This window comes from Paenisporosarcina sp. TG-14, assembly GCF_000297555.1.
GTDB lineage: Bacteria > Bacillota > Bacilli > Bacillales_A > Planococcaceae > Paenisporosarcina > Paenisporosarcina antarctica.
Genome location: NZ_AMGD01000020.1, coordinates 178,233 through 197,777, shown reverse-complemented (window position 1 = coordinate 197,777; position 19,545 = coordinate 178,233). Strand labels below are relative to the sequence as shown.

21 protein-coding genes and 10 tRNA genes are annotated in these 19,545 nt (G+C 37.9%); 29 read left to right on the top strand and 2 right to left on the bottom strand.

Going from position 1 to position 19,545, the window contains the following annotated elements:
- Positions 1–373: 373 nt before the first annotated feature.
- The 4 genes from C406_RS0107715 (at position 374) to C406_RS0107700 (ending at position 5,404) form a co-directional block, all read left to right on the top strand.
- Positions 374–1,060 carry an alpha/beta hydrolase gene (locus tag C406_RS0107715; protein ID WP_017380025.1) on the top strand — a complete coding sequence of 229 codons (687 nt, stop codon included), beginning with the start codon at positions 374–376 and terminating at the stop codon, positions 1,058–1,060.
- A 464-nt stretch (positions 1,061–1,524) separates the two neighbouring features.
- Positions 1,525–3,078 (top strand): DEAD/DEAH box helicase, encoded by a 1,554-nt coding sequence (locus tag C406_RS0107710; protein ID WP_017380024.1) that lies wholly within the window; start codon positions 1,525–1,527, stop codon positions 3,076–3,078.
- A gap of 333 nt (positions 3,079–3,411) precedes the next feature.
- A complete protein-coding gene (locus C406_RS0107705) occupies positions 3,412–3,891 on the top strand; it encodes a PH domain-containing protein (protein WP_017380023.1) in 480 nt (159 codons plus the stop codon).
- Complete coding sequence (locus C406_RS0107700; RefSeq protein WP_017380022.1) at positions 3,881–5,404, top strand: PH domain-containing protein; 1,524 nt, start codon at positions 3,881–3,883, stop codon at positions 5,402–5,404. Before C406_RS0107705 ends, C406_RS0107700 begins: the two co-directional genes overlap by 11 nt.
- Before the next feature lie 11 nt (positions 5,405–5,415).
- Here C406_RS0107700 and C406_RS0107695 read toward each other — a convergent pair whose 3' ends face one another.
- The gene (locus C406_RS0107695) at positions 5,416–6,033 is read right to left on the bottom strand and encodes a rhomboid family intramembrane serine protease (protein ID WP_017380021.1); all 618 of its coding nucleotides are present in this window, start codon (positions 6,031–6,033) and stop codon (positions 5,416–5,418) included.
- Between the two features lie 70 nt (positions 6,034–6,103).
- Here C406_RS0107695 and acpS point away from each other — a divergent pair, with 70 nt between their 5' ends.
- The 25 genes from acpS (at position 6,104) to C406_RS0107570 (ending at position 18,393) form a co-directional block, all read left to right on the top strand.
- A complete protein-coding gene (acpS, locus tag C406_RS0107690) occupies positions 6,104–6,457 on the top strand; it encodes a holo-ACP synthase (RefSeq protein WP_017380020.1) in 354 nt (117 codons plus the stop codon).
- 58 nt (positions 6,458–6,515) lie between these two features.
- Complete coding sequence (locus C406_RS0107685) at positions 6,516–7,523, top strand: LolA family protein (RefSeq protein ID WP_017380019.1); 1,008 nt, start codon at positions 6,516–6,518, stop codon at positions 7,521–7,523.
- Positions 7,524–7,567: 44 nt separating this feature from the next.
- Positions 7,568–8,677, top strand: coding sequence for an alanine racemase (gene alr, locus C406_RS0107680; RefSeq protein ID WP_017380018.1), 1,110 nt, complete (start codon positions 7,568–7,570; stop codon positions 8,675–8,677).
- A 112-nt stretch (positions 8,678–8,789) separates the two neighbouring features.
- A complete protein-coding gene (locus C406_RS0107675; RefSeq protein ID WP_017380017.1) occupies positions 8,790–9,089 on the top strand; it encodes a hypothetical protein in 300 nt (99 codons plus the stop codon).
- Positions 9,090–9,093: 4 nt separating this feature from the next.
- The gene (locus tag C406_RS0107670) at positions 9,094–9,444 is read left to right on the top strand and encodes a type II toxin-antitoxin system PemK/MazF family toxin (protein ID WP_016429759.1); all 351 of its coding nucleotides are present in this window, start codon (positions 9,094–9,096) and stop codon (positions 9,442–9,444) included.
- A 143-nt stretch (positions 9,445–9,587) separates the two neighbouring features.
- Positions 9,588–10,412, top strand: a complete 825-nt coding sequence (locus C406_RS0107665; RefSeq protein WP_017380016.1) for an RsbT co-antagonist protein RsbRA — start codon at positions 9,588–9,590, stop codon at positions 10,410–10,412.
- A 2-nt stretch (positions 10,413–10,414) separates the two neighbouring features.
- Positions 10,415–10,777, top strand: coding sequence for an STAS domain-containing protein (locus C406_RS0107660; protein ID WP_017380015.1), 363 nt, complete (start codon positions 10,415–10,417; stop codon positions 10,775–10,777).
- A 2-nt stretch (positions 10,778–10,779) separates the two neighbouring features.
- Positions 10,780–11,181, top strand: coding sequence for an anti-sigma regulatory factor (locus C406_RS0107655; RefSeq protein ID WP_017380014.1), 402 nt, complete (start codon positions 10,780–10,782; stop codon positions 11,179–11,181).
- A 14-nt stretch (positions 11,182–11,195) separates the two neighbouring features.
- Entirely contained in the window at positions 11,196–12,200 is a 1,005-nt protein-coding gene (locus C406_RS0107650) for a PP2C family protein-serine/threonine phosphatase (protein WP_017380013.1), read from the top strand.
- Positions 12,201–12,274: 74 nt separating this feature from the next.
- Positions 12,275–12,604, top strand: a complete 330-nt coding sequence (locus C406_RS0107645) for an anti-sigma factor antagonist (RefSeq protein WP_017380012.1) — start codon at positions 12,275–12,277, stop codon at positions 12,602–12,604.
- Positions 12,605–12,606: 2 nt separating this feature from the next.
- Positions 12,607–13,077, top strand: coding sequence for an anti-sigma B factor RsbW (gene rsbW, locus C406_RS0107640; RefSeq protein WP_017380011.1), 471 nt, complete (start codon positions 12,607–12,609; stop codon positions 13,075–13,077).
- The gene (gene sigB / locus C406_RS0107635) at positions 13,055–13,843 is read left to right on the top strand and encodes an RNA polymerase sigma factor SigB (RefSeq protein ID WP_017380010.1); all 789 of its coding nucleotides are present in this window, start codon (positions 13,055–13,057) and stop codon (positions 13,841–13,843) included. Before rsbW ends, sigB begins: the two co-directional genes overlap by 23 nt.
- Positions 13,840–14,439, top strand: coding sequence for a PP2C family serine/threonine-protein phosphatase (locus tag C406_RS0107630; RefSeq protein ID WP_017380009.1), 600 nt, complete (start codon positions 13,840–13,842; stop codon positions 14,437–14,439). The genes sigB and C406_RS0107630 overlap by 4 nt, the downstream gene beginning before the upstream one ends.
- Before the next feature lie 56 nt (positions 14,440–14,495).
- Positions 14,496–16,664 (top strand): Tex family protein, encoded by a 2,169-nt coding sequence (locus C406_RS0107625; protein ID WP_017380008.1) that lies wholly within the window; start codon positions 14,496–14,498, stop codon positions 16,662–16,664.
- Positions 16,665–16,725: 61 nt separating this feature from the next.
- Positions 16,726–17,181, top strand: coding sequence for a SprT family protein (locus C406_RS0107620; protein WP_017380007.1), 456 nt, complete (start codon positions 16,726–16,728; stop codon positions 17,179–17,181).
- 89 nt (positions 17,182–17,270) lie between these two features.
- Positions 17,271–17,345: transfer RNA gene (locus C406_RS0107615), tRNA-Asn, on the top strand.
- A gap of 1 nt (position 17,346) precedes the next feature.
- Positions 17,347–17,421: transfer RNA gene (locus C406_RS0107610), tRNA-Glu, on the top strand.
- Between the two features lie 190 nt (positions 17,422–17,611).
- Positions 17,612–17,688: transfer RNA gene (locus C406_RS0107605), tRNA-Met, on the top strand.
- A gap of 3 nt (positions 17,689–17,691) precedes the next feature.
- Positions 17,692–17,767 (top strand) — tRNA-Asp (locus C406_RS0107600).
- Between the two features lie 143 nt (positions 17,768–17,910).
- A tRNA-Phe gene (locus tag C406_RS0107595) sits at positions 17,911–17,986 on the top strand.
- 4 nt (positions 17,987–17,990) lie between these two features.
- A tRNA-Gly gene (locus C406_RS0107590) sits at positions 17,991–18,064 on the top strand.
- Between the two features lie 5 nt (positions 18,065–18,069).
- A tRNA-Ile gene (locus C406_RS0107585) sits at positions 18,070–18,146 on the top strand.
- Position 18,147: 1 nt separating this feature from the next.
- Positions 18,148–18,222: transfer RNA gene (locus C406_RS0107580), tRNA-Asn, on the top strand.
- A 4-nt stretch (positions 18,223–18,226) separates the two neighbouring features.
- A tRNA-Ser gene (locus tag C406_RS0107575) sits at positions 18,227–18,317 on the top strand.
- A 4-nt stretch (positions 18,318–18,321) separates the two neighbouring features.
- Positions 18,322–18,393: transfer RNA gene (locus C406_RS0107570), tRNA-Glu, on the top strand.
- A 173-nt stretch (positions 18,394–18,566) separates the two neighbouring features.
- Here C406_RS0107570 and C406_RS0107565 read toward each other — a convergent pair.
- Complete coding sequence (locus C406_RS0107565; RefSeq protein ID WP_017380006.1) at positions 18,567–19,481, bottom strand: 1,4-dihydroxy-2-naphthoate polyprenyltransferase; 915 nt, start codon at positions 19,479–19,481, stop codon at positions 18,567–18,569.
- Positions 19,482–19,545 lie beyond the last annotated feature (64 nt).

Below are 19,545 nucleotides of genomic sequence, written 5' to 3'. Positions count from 1 at the left end.
AGAAGTATTCCTGCTAGCTTTGTATCGCTCAAGATTTCAAATAATTGTCACTAAAAATAGAATTCGTTGCAATGATGGATAAATTCACACTAGTTGATTGAAGCGCAGGTGGCGACTTCTGCCCGCGAAAAGCGTCCAACGTAGTGGAAATAAACGGGTTTCTATGGTTACCCTTCTTAAAGGACAGGGCGTATTTTTAAATGCACGATAACATGTACACGATACGTTTGGGTACACACTTTTCGGGTATTAAATTACTATATATATAATAGTTGTTACCAGCAAAGAACAAGACGAAAAAATCGTTTTGTTTCTTTGTTGATAAAATACGGACAGTATTCCGTCAACTAATGTAATTGATGGAGGTGTGTATATGAAAACGGGAGTATTATGTATTCATGGCTTTACAGGAGGTCCGTATGAAATACAACCTTTTGTGCAATATATAGAAGAGAAGACGGATTGGCTTGTCAAAGTTCCTACATTACCTGGTCATGGCTCCACGCTTTCATTAACTGAGTTAACAGCAGAAAATTGGATGATGGAAGCTGAGCAAGCGTTAAGATTATTGCAAAAACAAGTACAACGAGTTGTGATTGTTGGTTTTTCTATGGGGGGATTAATTGCCCTATATTTGTCTAAGCGTTATAAAATTGATCGATTAGTACTCCTTAGTGCAGCCGCAAAATACATTAGTGGCGGACAACTTTTATCAGATGTTAAAGATATTATGACAGATGCAGTAAAAGGGAAACTTTCGACCAATACGATTTATCATTTATATGAATACAAATTAACTCATACGCCAATTCGGTCCGCTGTTGAGTTTTTGCGTATGGTAAAAATGATAGAACCTTACTACGAATCGATTAAAGTTCCAGTATGCATCGTGCAAGGACAAAAAGATGGTATAGTTCCGTTTACCAGCGGACAACATTTGTATGATTCTTTAGGTTCCGATGAAAAATATCTTATTACATCCAAAAATGGGAAGCATCTTATTTGTTACAGTGACGATAGCGAAGAATGGTTCGCTAAAGTGTTTAGCTTTTTGAAGTGAAACAGAAAACTAATTATTATGACTGTGGTTGATTAATTGCATATCGTCTTTAATCATGTTAAAGTATTTAAAGCAATGGATACATTTTGTGTAAAGACTCTTCGTATTAAGAAGAGGTCTTTTTTTTGAACATAACGGTTTGTTCAATTTTTTAGGGTAGGATGTTTAGTTTCAAACATCAAAACTGTGAACTTTCATAATAGCCACGTTCTAAAAAACGGTTAAAATAGGCTACCAACAGGTCACAAGAGACAGCGTTGTTTTATAAAACGTTTTTGAAACATACTCCCCATGATCGAACCGCTCGGCAAAAACCGGGCTTTCCTTTAAATATAAGTCCCCTCTGATAATTCTACAGAGAATTTTAAGTAACGGAAACGTTCCTCTTATAGGCTCGAATTTGCCGCAACTTCATCCTGAAAATGTAACCCTTTGTAATTGTAAAGAAAAAGGAGATTAAAATTTTGACAAATTTTTCAGAGTTAAATATTAGTGCATCAACATTAAAATCCGTAAAACGTATGGGTTTTGAAGAAGCAACACCAATTCAAGAAGGTACAATTAAGTTCGGAATGGAAGGCCGCGATATCATCGGTCAAGCACAAACAGGAACTGGTAAAACAGCTGCGTTTGGTATTCCATTGATTGAAAAAATTGACCCTAAGAATTCAAATATTCAAGGTCTAATTATTGCGCCAACACGTGAATTAGCGATCCAAGTTTCAGAAGAAATTTACAAACTCGGTCAAGACAAACGAGTGAAAATTTTATCTGTTTATGGTGGACAAGAAATTGGACGTCAAATCCGTGCATTAAAAAACAACCCACATGTAATCGTTGGTACACCTGGTCGTCTTTTAGATCATATTAACCGTCGTACTTTAAAACTTGATAACGTTCAAACGCTTATTTTAGACGAAGCGGATGAAATGCTAAACATGGGCTTCATTGAAGACATCACTAAAATTTTGGAAAGTGTTCCTGAAGATCGTCAAACATTGTTATTCTCTGCAACAATGCCGACAGCAATTCGTAAAATTGCTGAAAAATTCATGAAAACTCCAGAAATCGTTAAAATTCAATCAAAAGAAATGACAGTAGAAAACATCGAGCAATTCTACGTTCAGTCACAAGAACGTGAAAAATTCGATATTCTATCACGCGTTCTTAACGTTCACCAACCTGAACTTGCAATCATCTTTGGTCGTACAAAACGCCGCGTTGATGAATTATCGCATGCACTAAGCATTCGTGGTTATATTGCTGAAGGTATTCACGGTGATTTAAGCCAAGCTAAGCGTATGTCTGTGTTAAAACAATTTAAAGAAAACAAAATTGACATCCTAGTTGCTACTGATGTAGCTGCACGTGGACTTGATATTACAGGCGTAACACACGTTTATAACTATGATATTCCTCAAGACCCAGAAAGCTATGTACACCGTATTGGTCGTACAGGCCGTGCTGGTAAAAGTGGTGTGGCAGTAACTTTTGTTTCTCCACGTGAAATGGGTTACTTACGTATCGTTGAAGAAACAACGAAAAAACGTATGTCACCACTTCGTCCACCAAGCTCTGATGAGGCTCTAGTTGGACAACAACGTTTAGCTGTTGAATCACTTGGAGAAATGGTAGACAAAAACAGTATTGGTGATTACCGTGCATTTGCAACGGAATTACTTGAGAAATATGAAGCACTTGATGTTGTTGCAGCGGCATTAAAATCAATGACTCGCGAACCAAATGATACGCCAGTATCAATCTCTGAAGAACGTCCATTACCATCTCGTAAAGGTGGAAGTGGTGGCGGACGCAGTGGTGGCGGTGGCTATAAAGGAAACAACCGTAGTGGTGGAGGACGCCCTTCATCAGGTTCAGGTCGTAGTTCTAGTTCAGATCGTAGCGGAGCTCGTCGTCCTAGTGGTAGCCGTGATGGAAGTAGTTCTTCATCATCATCACGTGATGGTTCTGCAAACCGCGGTGGACGTCCACGTTCATCTTCACGTCGCGAAAGCTAATAAATAAACAAATATCACAGTCCAATTGGGCTGTGATATTTTTTTTGATGAAAAAAGAAAATATGAATTTTTAAAGTAATACCTTCGAACTTAGAGCGGCTATGTCTTGGTCCTATCATCTGCTCGAGGGCTTCTTTATGGGGGCAGAAAGGCACATTTTCACCTTTCAACATTTAATTAATTCAAAAACGTGTTTTCCAATCAGAGTCTACAGCGCTAGAGTTCGACTTTCTAGGCTAGTCATTTCAGGGGGATGAGCTAGAATGCGCTTTGCGCTTTTCTTAAATCATTTTTCCTGTAAAATAGTATTTATAGAAGAAAGTAGGTGTTTATATGAGAAAAGAGCCAATTAATCGAATTTCACCAAAAGGATTAAAGGTATGGCGATTATATGGAGTAATGCAATCAGCAGTAGTGCTGTTAATAGCAGTAGGCGCAGGGGTTTTAAACTGGTGGTTAGAAGGTCCTTTGTGGTTATTGGTGATTATTATAACAATCCCTCTATTATATACATATGTATTTGTTTATTTATTTCCGAAATTACGATGGCTTCGATGGAGATATGAGGTACGAGAACAAGAGATTGAACTACAATATGGACTTTTTATCGTCAAGAGAACTTTAGTGCCAATGATTCGTATACAGCATGTAGACACACAACAAGGACCAATTTTACGAAGATACAATTTAGCGTCTATTACGATTTCTACAGCAGCAACCAGCCATACGATTCCAGCACTAATCACGAGTGAAGCTGATGAACTAAGAAGTCGTATTTCGGTACTTGCAAGGGTGGCGGAAGATGATGTCTAAAGAACGTTATCAACTTCACCCGATATCTGCAGTTGTTAATTTTATAAAAGGTCTAAAAGATCTCATCTTTCCTTTTATCATTATTTTTGTAGCAAATAGATTTCAAGGTGGTTCTCCATCAAATGATGAGCATTGGACGAATTACATCCCTTATGTAATTGGAATCGTCGTTTTAGTGCTTGTTTTAGTAAGTGGAATCATTAAATGGAAACGGTTTATTTATTGGTTTGAAGACGATGAGTTACGTATTGAATATGGACTATTTGTTAAGAAGAAAAGATACATTCCTTTTGATCGTATTCAAAGCTTGAATTATACAGAAAGTATATTACATCGACCTTTTAAGCTAGTGAAAGTAACGATCGAAACGGCTGGTTCAGGCGTCTCTACAGAACCGGAAGCAGAATTGACAGCAATTACAAAAGAAGCTGCAAAGCAAATTGAAACAGAACTAGCTCTTGCCAAAAAGCGAAAAACTAATAAAAAAACTGATGAAAATGGAGAAATAATCGTGCAACAACTGGAAGAATTGGCTCTTGTGCCGAGTATACCAATTTTTAAAATGTCTATGAAAGATCTTCTAATTCTTGCCACTACGTCAGGTGGTATTGGTGTAGTAATTTCAGGACTCGCGGTTTTCTTAACTCAATTTTCAGAGTTGATTCCCTATGAGAAAATTTATGATGAAGTCGTAGTGTTTTTAAAATTTGGCGTTTTTATTGTGGCTCTAATGATCTTTGTTTTCCTAATAATTGCATGGGTGTTCTCTGTAATTATAACCACACTAAACTATTATCAATTTACAATAGTTCAAGAAGAAGACCAAATTGTATTGACACGCGGCTTGTTAGAAAAGAAAAAAGTCACCATTCCCATTGGTCGAGTACAAGGTATTCGAATTGTGGAAAATCCGTTAAGACAACTATTCGGGTATTGTACAGTAATTGTTGAAAGTGCTGGAGGCTCAATCAATGATCGAGATGAAAAAATTCGTTTGTTTCCACTTGTGAAGAAAAATAAAATCAAACAACCATTAAATAAGTTATTTGCTGATTTTGATTTTGACCCAATATGGACAAGTGCTCCAAAAAGGGCTAAACCATTTTATTATCGACTTGATTTTCTTTGGGTGATCCCAATTGTGGGCGGGATTAGTTACTTCTACTACCCATATGGTTTGTTTTCGTTACTATTGGCTCCAGTGATTTTTATGCTTGGCTTATGGCAGCACCGATCAGCAGCGCTTTTCCTCACAAAAAATCAGCTGTCCTTACAATACCGTGGAATTAGTAAATATACGTTTTTCATTGAAAAGAAACGCATGCAATCGCTTGAGATGAGACAAAGTCCATTCCAAAAAAGGAAAGCGTTAGCTTCTATAGAAACGACGATAAAATCAGGAGTGCTTGGCGCAACGGCACAAGTAGAACATTTAGAAGTAGAATATATTGAAGAAGTTATGAATTGGTATGAACCATCTGGTTATGTAGACGAAAAAAAAGGACAGCCATAATAACGGCTGTCCTATCTTTTTCTATTTTTCCAGTTGACGTTTGCTTTACCTTTAGGTTTAAAAAATACCAAGCCAATTAAGAATCCAACTGCTAACCCTGTTAAATGGGCTGTAATGTTAATGTTGGGTGTTAAGAAAGTCATCACGATACTGATGATAATGATGGGTACAATAATTTGACTGAGTTGAGGTAATTTATTTCGTGCATAGTAGACGAGACCGCCAAATGCACCAAGAATTCCGTAGATTGCTCCACTTGCCCCGACATGTACATAGTTAGCATCCTGTAATACGAACGTGGCGACGGTACCAAACAAACCGGCCATAAAATAAAGGGTTAAAAAGCGAACTTTTCCTGTAAGTTTTTCAAGTTCAGGTCCAAATAAAAATAATGAAAACATATTAAATAATAAATGTACAAATCCAGCATGTAGAAACATAGGCGTAATAAAGCGCCACCACTGTCCATCAGAAATTAAGTAATTAGCTCCCGCTCCATAAATAAATATTAAATTTCCAAGGTAGGGGACCAACGATACTACATGGATAATAATGTTGATTGCAATAATTATGGAGACAACTGGGTATAGCTTAATGTATTGGGAAAAATTTTCAGTTCGACTAAACATATCTTCACCTCATATTTGTATGCGTGTATTATACCGTGAAACTACAATAGGATGAAAGGAGAAGTCTTTCATGATTTTGGGAATCGGCTTAGATGTGACCGAAATAGAGCGAATAAAGACTGTACATTTCCATACTTTAAAATTTAAACAGCGAATTTTATCTGTCCGTGAATTAAGACGCTTTGCCGAACTATCAGAAAAGAGACAACTTGAATTCTTGGCTGGTCGCTTTGCTGCTAAAGAGGCTTTTGCAAAGGCACTAGGAACAGGTATAGGTAGGAATTGCAGCTTTCTAGATATTGAAGTGTTACCAAACGATAATGGAAAGCCTATGTTGTATTTTAAAGGTCAAGAAGTAAAAGGCTATGTAAGTATCACTCATACAAAACAATTTGCAGCAGCACAAGTAATATTGGTTGAATAATCCCTGTCCCTGTTTCATAAGATGTTTTAACGGATCGATATGAGAAAGGGTGGATTTATTGCGTAACCGTTTATATGTAGGATTAATATTATTGTTGGTGTTATTATTGTCAGCTTGTGGTGCTGAGTCGAAAGAAGATGTATTAAAGAAGTTAAGTACAAAATGGGTTGAGACAAAAGGCTATGAGTTAGACGCGAAAATGAAAATTAGTACTGGTTCAGAACCTCGTCTTTATGAAGTGAGTGTGTGGCACACGAAACCTGAGTTTTATCGTGTGAAGGTTAGTCAAACAGGTGAAGATGTATCACAAACAATTGTAAGAAATAAAGAAGGTGTATTTGTTATCACACCGACACTAGGGAAGACTTATAAATTCCAAAGTGATTGGCCTGAGAAAAATAGTCAAGCCTATTTAATTGGTTCACTAGCACAAGACATTAAAGCTGATAAAGAATCGGTGATGACAGAAACCGAGAATTCGTATGTTTTTGAAACCAAAACTAGAAACAGTCATCAAAAGATGTTGCCTACACAAAAAATCCATATTAGTAAGAAATCATTGCTGCCAACAAAAGTTTTTATTTTAAATGATCAAAAAGAAGAACAAATCAGTATCACATTTGATAAGATTACTTTAGGCACTTCAAGAAGTGCTGCTGATTACAAAGCAGATATGCCTGAAGACACGACTAAAAACGAAACAGCGAGTACCGATACTGAATTACCAGTATTCCAAACACACTACCCTTCACTTCAATGGGAAGGCATAAATATGGTAGAAGAAAAAGTGATTAAAGATGACAAACAAGAGCGAGTAATATTAACATATGGTGGTAACAAAGAATTTACAATTATTCAATCTCCAATTGTTAAGAAGGATGTAGACTTAGTTCCTGTATTTGCAGCTGGTGATCCTGCCGATTTAGGTTTTGTTATTGGTGCAATAACTGATCAATCAATTACTTGGGAACAAGATGGTGTTCAATTCTTCTTAGCATCAGATTCAATGTCACGTGAAGAAATGATGACTGTCGCATCTTCTATGACAGCAAGTGAGTCGAAATAAATCTACCACACTAACTATCGAACCCTAAATGAGGAATGAACAACATGCAGCCAACTAATTTTTATCGACCAACATTTGCACAAATTGATTTGAATGCTATAAAAATGAACATACTTAATCTGAAGAAACATATCAGTCATTCCGTAGAGGTAATTGCAGTAGTTAAAGCAAATGCTTATGGCCATGGTGATCTTGAAGTGTCAAAGACTGCATTAGAAGCTGGGGTAAGTATGCTTGCCGTTGCCACACCAGATGAAGCGATTCGATTGCGTGAAAATGGCATCGAATCGCCCATTCTTGTGCTTGGTGCATCCTCTCCTTCATTTGCTAATGTGGCTAGCGAACACGACATTACAGTAACTGTATTTCAAAAAGATTGGTTTCTTCACATTCCACCCTTACCTAAAAAGCTAAAAGTACATATTAAAATTGATACAGGTATGGGAAGGCTAGGCATAACAACAGAATCAGAATTAGACATGCTTATTCAAACCATTCAACAACGACAAGACGTAATCATGGATGGTGTTTTTACACATTTCGCAACGGCCGATGAAGAGGACGTCATACATTTCTCTAACCAATTGACAAAGTTTAAACTGTTTTTGCAACACTTTCCTAAACGACCGAGGTGTATACACGCTGCGAATAGTGCGGCTTCATTAATTCATATGGATTCTTTATTTGATGCCGTAAGATTTGGCATCTCCATGTATGGATTATTACCTTCGGAACATGTAAAAAAAGAACTTCCTTTTCCGTTAGTGCAAGCCATGAGCTTGCATACAGAAGTTGTACATGTAAAAAAAGTATGTGCAGGATCTTCCATTAGTTATGGAGCAATTTACACCGCTAGTGAAAATGAATGGATTGCAACCCTACCAATCGGTTACGCAGATGGAATGCTGAGAGGTTTGAGTGGACAAGAAGTGTTGATTCAAGGAAAGCGGATGCCAATTGTTGGTAAAATATGCATGGATCAATGCATGGTACGTTTGCCTGAACAGGTTAACGTTGGAGAACGAGTTACGTTAATTGGAAGACAAGGAACGGAACAAGTAACCATTGAAGAATGGGCACAAAAATTGCAAACAATTTCATACGAAATTCCTTGTGTACTTACGAATCGAGTGCCAAGGACATACACACTATAACTTTCGACATAAACCGACCAAACTAATAATATTGTCAGATATTTTCCTTCTTTGTCTTCTCATTGTATGTTTCAAATGGTAAGATAGAAATGTATTGAAAAGAGGGACGGGTTTGTCGGAGGTGTTTACTGTGAATGAAAAGAGAAAAACAAAGGAAGTTATTGTGAAACTTCCAAGACAATTTGTGAACAATCTTGATAAACAGAAAGAACAACAACTGGCTAAGCCAGAAGAGTTTGTTTATATTTCGACAAAAAAATCAATTAAACAAGTTCAACCAAATCTTATACGAGAAGCGATGATCAAGGGCTACGTAGAAATGTCGCAGATTAACTTGTCCATTGCAAGCGAGTGTCTGCATTTGGAATATGAAGCGGAGCATACTGTGGAGCGACTTGTAAGCGGAGGATGAAATCTTGAACGTAAAACGTGGTGACGTTTTTTTTGCTGACTTATCGCCAGTAGTCGGGTCTGAACAAGGTGGGACTAGACCCGTTCTGGTGATTCAAAACGATATTGGAAATCGTTTCAGCCCAACAGTCATCATTGCGGCTATCACGGCGCAAATTCAAAAAGCAAAATTACCAACACATGTGGAAATCAATGCTAAAAAGTATGGGTTTGAACGGGATTCCGTTATTTTGCTTGAACAATTGCGTACGATTGATAAATCGCGGCTGACCGATAAAATTACTCAGCTGGATGATGTTCTGATGGAAGAAGTCGATGAGGCGCTAGAAATAAGTCTTGGTCTTGTAAAGTTTTGAATATACATAATGGAAAAACATCGTACCGGAAATTTCCTGTGCGATGTTTTTTTGTGAGCAATTAAAATACGTGTATACCTAGCTATTTTCCGTTAGAATATAATGTAGCTATCAAATAATTTAAGGAGGTTTTACAAGAGAGTATGAATAAGAAAATGACTACATTTATGCAAGATAATATAGAAGAAATATTAGTAGAATGGCAAGAGTTGATGAAAGATGATTCAGATGAACGTTTCTTTCAAGTAATGTCACAAGATGTCATCACTAAAACAAGTCGTGAATTTGCGGAGTTAATGATTTCTAATCTTTTTGAGGGTGAAAATGATTATGACAATCGCTTAAAAGAGTTTACTAACAAAGTGGTGCGTTTTGGTTGGTCTATTAGCTTTGTGATGTCAGCAATCAATCATTTTGCACAAGTAGTCTATGAGATGTTAGAAAAAAACAAAACTATCAACGAACAAAACTTGAAAGAATATGTAATGATATTCACTAATTGGATTTCACCAATGCGAGATGGAATTCTTGAGACATATGCAAAAACATGGGAACGTACGGTTCAATTACAAAGAATGGCGTTGCAAGAACTCTCAGCATCATTAATTCCGGTTTTTGATAAGATTTCTGTTATGCCGCTTGTCGGTACGATTGATACAGAACGTGCAAAATTAATTATAGAGAATTTGTTAGAAGGTGTAGTGAAACACCGTGCGGAAGTTGTGTTATTAGATATTACAGGTGTACCTGTTGTTGATACTATGGTTGCACATCACATAATTCAAGCTGCAGATGCAGTTCGTTTAGTTGGTGCAAAGTGTATGCTCGTTGGAATACGTCCCGAAATTGCACAAACAATCGTTACTTTAGGTATAAACCTAAAAGATTTTACAACAACAAGCACATTGCAACGTGGTGTTGAACAAGCATTGGCTTGGACAAATCGTAAAATCGTGGAGGTGGAATAGTCTTGAACTTACGTATACCAATATTGAAACTAAAAGATTGTCTTATTGTCTCTGTCCAATGGGAGTTAGATGATCACACTGCTCTTCAATTTCAAGAAGATTTACTATCTAAACTACATGAAACTAGTGCACGTGGTGTTGTAATTGATTTAACACCAATAGATTTTATTGATTCTTTTATAGCTAAAGTTCTGGGAGACGTGATTAGTATGTCTGGACTAATGGGTGCAAAAGTTGTCATTACTGGAATTCAACCTGCAGTCGCTATTACCCTTATCGAATTAGGTATTCGTTTAGAAGGCGTCATAACCGCGTTAGATTTAGAAAATGGTCTTGAAAAACTCCAGCGAAAATTGGAGGCATAATTATGGAATATCGGTCATCTGTAGAGATTTTAACAGAGTGGGACATTGTTGCTGCGAGGCAACTTGGTCGTAACGAGGCAAAAGAAGTTGGCTTTGGAACGGTTGACCAAGCGCGTATCACGACAGCAATCAGTGAACTAGCTCGTAATATTTATTTATATGCAGGAACAGGTAAAATTGAAATTGAACGTATATCTGATGGAAGAAGAGTAGGTATTATTATTATTGCGTCAGATGAAGGTCCCGGAATTTCTGATGTTAGAAAAGCGCTGGAAGATGGTTACTCTACTTCTGGTGGATTAGGCGCTGGTGTACCTGGAGTAAAACGTCTAATGGATGATTTTAAAATAGACACCGTTGTGGGAGAAGGAACCGTTATTAAAGCGACCAAGTGGATTCGCTAGGAGGTTAGAGGTCAATGCCTCGAGAAATTGAAAGACAATATAAAGAAATACTTAAACAATATGTAATGCAACAAACAGAGAAGAATTTATATGCAGGTCAGAACTTCAGTCGTCAATTAATCAAAAAAAATGTAGCTCCTGAAGAAGTAATTAGTGTTCATAAGGCAGCTCTAGAAGAATTGTTTCCGGAGTTGCAAACTGAAGTATTGCATTCATTTGATTTCCTAATTGAAATGATGATTCGATATGGCCTTGCTCATTCCGAACATCAAAGTCTACTCCAACACCAAAAAGAATTGAATGTTGAAATAGATTTAGCCGCTAATGTTCAAAAGACGCTATTGAAAACAACTATTCCTCAAGTTGATGGTCTTGAAATTGGTCTCATATCAGTACCAGCACGGAAAATGAATGGAGATTACATTTATTTCCTCAGCGATAATCATCACAATGCAGGGGTAGCGGTGGCGGATGTAATAGGTAAGGGTATTCCAGCCGCGCTTTGTATGTCCATGATTAAGTACGGGATGGATAGTCTCCAGGATGCATCTTCGGATCCGAAAAAAGTACTAGATATTATTAACCGTATCGTTGAAAAAGGTGTCAATGACGATATGTTTATTTCCATGTTTTACGGTCGATATAATGTAGAACATTCTATTCTTACATATGCTTCGGCAGGTCATGAACCTGCTCTTTTTTATGATGCTAAGAAGGATGAATTCTCTGAGTTACATGCAAAAGGCTTATTACTAGGTGTCGTTCCAAATGTTACATATGCACAACACGATGTGAAGATGGAGATTGGCGACTTTGTCGTTATGATGACAGACGGTGTAACCGAATGTAGAACGGATGAAGGATTTATTGAACAAAAAATTATCGCATCATTAATCCAATCCTTGCATCACGAATCTGCTCAAACGATTGTGGATACAGTGTTTAAAGAATTAGAAAAAATGCAAAATTTCGAACTTCGTGATGACTTTACGCTTGTCATTTTTAAAAAAACTAATTAAAAGGTTTTAAACGTCGGAACAAGTGGTAATTAATGAGTAACTAAAGATTTTATAGATGGACGGGGTGTCTGGAGATGAATATTCAAGTCGTTTTAAAAGAAGAAGAGAACGTTGTAATAGGTATTATCAGTGGAGAAATCGATGCTTTTACTGCACCAATACTACGTGAAAAGTTAGCCGCAGTGCAAAAAAAAGAAGGTTTACATGCCCAATTAGATATGACGGATGTATCATATATGGATAGTACTGGACTTGGAGTAATCGTTGCTTTTTTCAAAAATATTAATGCAATTAATGGTCATGTTAAATTAACTGGATTATCGCCTCGTCTAAAAAGATTATTTGATATTACGGGTCTTGGAGCAATTATGGACATTGAGACAGATAATAAAGGTGGAAACTGATTATGAGACCATTTGATTATGTAGAAATTCGAGTTCCTGCCAAATCTCAATATGTAGGCGTTGCGCGCTTAACAATTTCGGGATTAGCAAGTCGCATTGGGTTTACTTACGATGATATCGAAGATTTAAAAATTGCTTCATCGGAAGCGATTACAAATGCAGTTCAGCATGCATATACTGAAGTCGATGAAGGCGAAGTGGTAGTTGGCTGTGCACTTTACCCTAACAAAATTGAAATCATGGTAGCAGACCACGGCAAAAGCTTCAATTTTGAAGAAACGAAAGCTAAAGTTGGACCTTATCATGAAGAGCAAGAAGTTCAATTTTTACGTGAAGGTGGACTTGGCTTGTATTTAATAGAGACATTAATGGATGAAGTGAAAGTACACCATCAAGAAGGCGTAACGATCTTTATGACAAAATATGTCGGAGTAGAGCAGGTGGAAGAGAATGTCGAACCTATCTCCTCCTAGTTATAAGCAAACGAAAGAACAGGTCTTAGAGTGGATTAAAGCCTATCAAGAAACAGAAGATGAAGATGCACAAACCAATTTAGTATTAAATTACCAACGCTTAGTTCAATCGATTGCACGCAAATATTCGAACGGAAAATCGTATCACGAGGACATCGTTCAAGTAGGCATGTTAGGCTTACTTGGTGCTATTCGTCGATACGATCCTGATTTTGGAAGAACGTTTGAAGCATTTGCCGTTCCGACAATCATTGGCGAGATCAAGCGTTTTTTGCGTGATAAAACATGGGCTGTTCATGTTCCGCGGCGTATTAAAGAATTAGGGCCGCGAATAAAATCAGCTGTAGAAGCATTAACAACTGATCTTCAACGATCTCCTAAAGTAATTGAAATTGCTGAATACCTCGAAGTTGACGAAGATGATGTTTTAGAGGCAATGGAGATGGGCAGAAGTTATCAAGCCCTGTCAATGGACCATTCTCTTGAATCGGATTCAGATGGAGGTAGCATTACATTATTTGACGTTATTGGTCAAAAAGATGATGGCTACGAAAAAACAGACCAACGCTTGTTAGTAGCTAATGCACTAAGTGTCCTTACAGATCGAGAAAAAGAAGTGATACAGTATACATATATTGATCAGTTGAGCCAAAAAGAAACGGGCGAAAAACTCGATATTTCTCAAATGCATGTTTCTCGATTACAACGTAAAGCCATAAAGAAATTACAAGATGCGATACAAGCTGCTGGCGGAGCATCTAAATGAAATCAATTCAACACACTAATTTAGAAGTATATGTCTATCAAGAAGCAAAAGAAGGAAATTATGAATCAGGAGATACGTATTTTACGTATATGAATGAGGATTATTTTTTGTGTGCGATTGCTGACGGTTTAGGCAGTGGGCCAATTGCTAAACAATCAGCTGATGTTATTCCTGTTATCTTAGGTGAATATCATCATGAAACAATTGATAATTTGATGCGCAGATGCAATGAATTAATGTTTCAAAAACGTGGTGCGGTAGTGGCGATTGTTAAAGTAGATTTTTTAGTCAAAACGATTGAATATAGTTGTGTTGGAAACATTAAGTTCTATATGACTCGAAAAGATGACGATAAAATGATTTACCCGTTACCTGTAATGGGTTATTTATCGGGACGATCTCAAAAACTCAACACACAATTATTTGCGTATAATCCTGGTGATTTGTTCTTGTTTCATTCGGACGGTGTTGTGTTAAGAAATCCTAAAAAAGTTATGCAAAATAGTTCAGACGCATATGAACTATATCAAACGTTAAGTGCAACAATTGAACACGGTGACGATGCAACATTTATCACAGTTAGCCTGCTCCAATAAAATGGAGCGGGTTTTTTTGTTACAATAGTAAAGTGTAAAGAGAGAGGATGAGTCATATGGAAGCGAAAGAAATGATGCAACGAATTGCGAAAGAAATAAATATACGCCCAGCGCAAGCTCAACAAGTCGTGGATTTACTTGAAGAAGGAAATACAGTTCCCTTCATAGCGCGCTATCGAAAAGAAGCAACTGGCTCATTAGATGAAGTACAAATAAAAGAAGTAGAAGATCGATACCGTTACATACAACAAATAGAACAACGAAAAGAGGAAGTTCTTCGCTTAATTGATGAGCAAGGGAAATTGACTGAAGAGTTATCTACGGCCATATTAGCAGCCTCTGTCTTACAACGACTAGAAGATTTATATCGACCATATAAGCAAAAGCGTAGAACGAAAGCGACCGTTGCAAAAGAAAAAGGACTAGAGCCTTTAGCTAATCTTTTATTTAGCTATTCGAAGACACAACCTGAAGACCTTGCGCAAGACTTTGTGAATGAAGAAAAAGAAGTGGCGAATGTAGAAGAAGCATTACAAGGTGCTCGGGATATATTAGCAGAACAATTTGCTGATGATGCGAAGATTCGTGAAAAAGTTAGAAATTTAACACGCGCTGAAGGCTCAATTGTATCGTCAGTGAAAAAACAAGATGCTGATGAAAAAAGTGTATTTGAAATGTACTATGACTACACTGAGCCAGTAAAAAAAATCGTTCCTCACCGTGTTCTTGCAGTAAATCGTGGAGAAAAGGAAGAGATTTTGAAAGTTAGTTTGCATGCGCCAGTTGATCGTATTTTAACTGTCATGCGGGATGAGTGGATTCCGACGTACAGTTCTTCACCAAGCATTTCACATGTGACTGAAGCAATTGAAGACTCTTACAAACGCCTGATTTCACCTTCAGTTGAACGGGAGATTCGCGCGGAACTAACAGAAAAAGGGGAAACTCAAGCTATTCATATTTTTTCTGTAAACTTGCGAAACCTATTGCTACAACCACCCTTAAAAGGAAAAGTAGTGTTAGGTCTAGATCCGGCTTACCGAACAGGGTGCAAATTAGCCGTCGTAGACGATACAGGAAAACTTCAAGAAGTATCCGTTATCTATCCGCATCCACCGCAATCGAAATTAGAAGCGTCTAAGAAAGCTATATTAGACATATTAAGACGCTATCCAATTTCAATTATTGCAATTGGGAATGGTACGGCTTCTCGAGAATCCGAACAATTTGTTGCGGAATGTCTAAAAGAAGCTAATCGTGAAGTTGCATACGTAATCGTCAATGAAGCTGGTGCGAGTGTATACTCAGCTTCAGACACTGCGCGGGCCGAGTTTCCTGATTTGCAAGTCGAACAACGAAGTGCGGTTTCAATTGCTCGAAGACTGCAAGATCCACTTTCTGAGCTAGTGAAAATTGAACCGAAAGCTGTAGGAGTAGGTCAATATCAACATGACGTCTCTCAAAAGAAACTAAATGAGTCATTAACCTTTATAGTAGAAACAGCAGTTAACCAAGTCGGTGTAAACATAAACACTGCATCAGCATCATTGTTGCAATATGTCTCTGGATTATCAAAGACCGTAGCTGAAAATGTTATCATTATGCGAAATGAAAACGGAAAATTCACATCACGTGCTCAACTGAAAAAAATTCCTCGTTTAGGCGCAAAAACGTATGAGCAAGCTATTGGGTTTTTACGAATTCCAGAAGCCAAAAATCCCTTTGATGCTACTGGTATTCACCCAGAAAGTTATAAAAGTGCAGAAGAAGTGTTGAAAACTGCCGGATTAACGAAAGTACAAATAGGAACGAAAGATGCTGAACTCGCCCTAAGTGAGTTGAATTTAAGAGAGTTAAGTGAAAGACTAGAAGTGGGAGAAATCACTTTGCAAGATATCGTGGACACGCTGAAAAAACCAACCCGCGATCCCCGTGATCAATTCCCGCAGCCACTTCTCAAAACTGATATTCTTCAAATGGAAGACTTATCAAGTGGCATGGAGCTACAAGGGACAGTTCGCAATGTCGTTGATTTTGGTGCATTCGTAGACATAGGTGTAAAACAAGATGGGCTTGTACACATTTCTAAATTAAAAAAAGGTTTTGTAAAACACCCACTTGATGTCGTTGCACTTGGAGACATCGTAACTGTTTGGGTGGAACAAGTTGAAAAGACAAAAGGACGAATTTCATTAACAATGTTGCCCCCAGTAATGAAAAACTAATATGGAACCTGCTTATTGTTAATCAATAAGCAGGTTTTAATGAATTCAAAGGATGGGTCGAATGACAAATGAAGAACTTCACCTACTGGTAATAAAAATCTCCGAAAATGTTTTTAACAAACCATTTCGGCATGAAGCCTATTTCAATAGTCGACTTAAAACAACCGGTGGGCGATATATGTTACAAACTCATCACATTCAACTTAATCCAAAATCACTAGAACTTTATGGTGAGGAAGAACTTGAAGGAATTATTCGACATGAACTTTGTCACTATCACCTTCATATAGAAGGAAAAGGGTATAAGCATCGCGATAGAGATTTTAAATATTTATTAAAGATGACTAATTCACCGAGATTTTGTGCAAACTTAGGTTCTGCAAAAAGAAAAAGCGGAGCTATTCAACATGTCTATGGTTGTGTCTCATGTGGCCTTCTTTATAGACGGAAGATTCGTTTAAATACCGCCAAATACCGCTGCGGCAAGTGTTCAGGTCAATTATCAAAAGTACAATAATAATTCTTTGCAGAAATTGTGGGAAAGTAGTTGACGAGGATGAAATACCTCACTATAATAGGGAAAGTCGATTAGTTCACCAACACTATTCCGAAGTAGCTCAGTGGTAGAGCACCGCACTGTTAATGCGATGGTCGTAGGTTCGAGTCCTACCTTCGGAGCCAAGGCCCCTTGGTCAAGCGGTTAAGACACCGCCCTTTCACGGCGGTAACACGGGTTCGATTCCCGTAGGGGTCACCAATTTTTAATAAACTATGTTATACTTACAATAATGAAATCGCGAGAGTGACACAGAAATTTAACTTCCTATAAAGAAGTCGCGAGGGTGTAATAACGCAGCTGTACGAGACGGCAAGTAACATCGAAGCTGGCGAAAGCCGATGCAGAAGTCAAACTTACTTTAAACAAAGCTTTATAACAATAACATTATCGCGGGGTGGAGCAGCACGGTAGCTCGTTGGGCTCATAACCCAAAGGTCGCAGGTTCAAATCCTGCCCCCGCAACCAAATGGTCCCGTGGTGTAGCGGTTAACATGCCTGCCTGTCACGCAGGAGATCGCCGGTTCGATCCCGGTCGGGACCGCCATTTTTTATGAAGTATCTAGAATTGGAATAAGCAAAGAAGGTCGAGAAAGCAAAATGAGTAAGTAAAGGAGCGTACTAACGTACGTGACTGAACGAACGAATGAAGCTGACAAAGAGATTCGCAGCTTAATACAATTCGAATGTGGCTCAGTAGCTCAGTCGGTAGAGCAAAGGACTGAAAATCCTTGTGTCGGCGGTTCGATTCCGTCCTGAGCCACCATAATGCGGGTGTAGTTTAGTGGTAAAACCTCAGCCTTCCAAGCTGATGATGAGAGTTCGATTCTCTTCACCCGCTCCAAATGTGGGCCTATAGCTCAGCTGGTTAGAGCGCACGCCTGATAAGCGTGAGGTCGATGGTTCGAGTCCATTTAGGCCCACCATTCCTAAGTAGCTCAGTGGTAGAGCACCGCACTGTTAATGCGATGGTCGTAGGTTCGAGTCCTACCTTCGGAGCCAATCTGGGGAAGTACTCAAGCGGCTGAAGAGGCGCCCCTGCTAAGGGTGTAGGTCGGGTGACCGGCGCGAGGGTTCAAATCCCTCCTTCTCCGCCAGATAGGCCCCTTGGTCAAGCGGTTAAGACACCGCCCTTTCACGGCGGTAACACGGGTTCGATTCCCGTAGGGGTCATTTAAAAAGATGCGCTATCTTCGGGATAGCGTGTTTTTTTATGCATAAATGTCGAAAAATAGCGAATTGTGACAATTGAAAATGAAAGCTCTTAAAATTAGCATTAGAATTGGATAATTTACAAATACAAAAGAAAAACCGCAACTGCTTATAGAAGCATTGCGGTTTTTCTGTTATTTAAGTAAATAACTAATTAATAATCCTAATCCGAGCAAGAAACCAAATATAGTATTTGTTAATGCAGTATCTTTCATAGCTGGTGCTACTTCAAAATTATGTACTTTCCTCTTAAAAATTAGAATTGCACGTACTGGTTTTTTTACGCTTAACATAATAAGAAGAGCCCAAGGTGTAACTACGCCAAAAATAACTAAAACTATTATCCACACATATGAAACTACGAACAACGCTAGTAATACATCAATTGCTCGTTTACGACCAATTAAAATGGCCATTGTTTTACGACCGCTTTCTTTATCGCCATCTAAATCTCGAATATTGTTAGATAGCATAATTGCTGCAACAAGAAGCATACTTGGAACAGACAGTAATAGTGCAATCGTTGTAACGTTACCTGTTTGAATAAAAAAAGCAATTAAAACAATTAACATGCCCATAAATATTCCTGAGAACAATTCACCAAAAGGAGTATAAGCAATTGGATATGGACCACCAGTATATAAATAACCAATGGCCATTGCCACAGCTCCAACAACAGCTAATAGCCAAGTGGTTTGGATACATATATAAATGCCCAATAAAATCGAAATTGCATAAAGCAATAATGCAAGTTGCATAACTGTTTTAGGTTTAACACCGTTTCTTACGATGGCACCACCAATTCCAACTGACTTTTCATTATCTAACCCTCTTGTAAAGTCATAGTACTCATTAAACATATTTGTTGCAGCTTGGATAAGCATACTTGCAAATAACATGGCAAAAAATAAAGTCCAGTGTATTTCAATATAAGAAATTGCAATCATTGTTCCTAAAAATACTGGGACGAAGGATGCAGTTAATGTATGAGGCCTTGTTAATTGCCACCATATACGCCAGCCAGTATCAGCTTTTAATTCGTGTGACATGTAGCTTCCTCTCCTTATTCTTTTTTCACCTCCCTTATTGTACTTCATCAACTTAATTATAGGT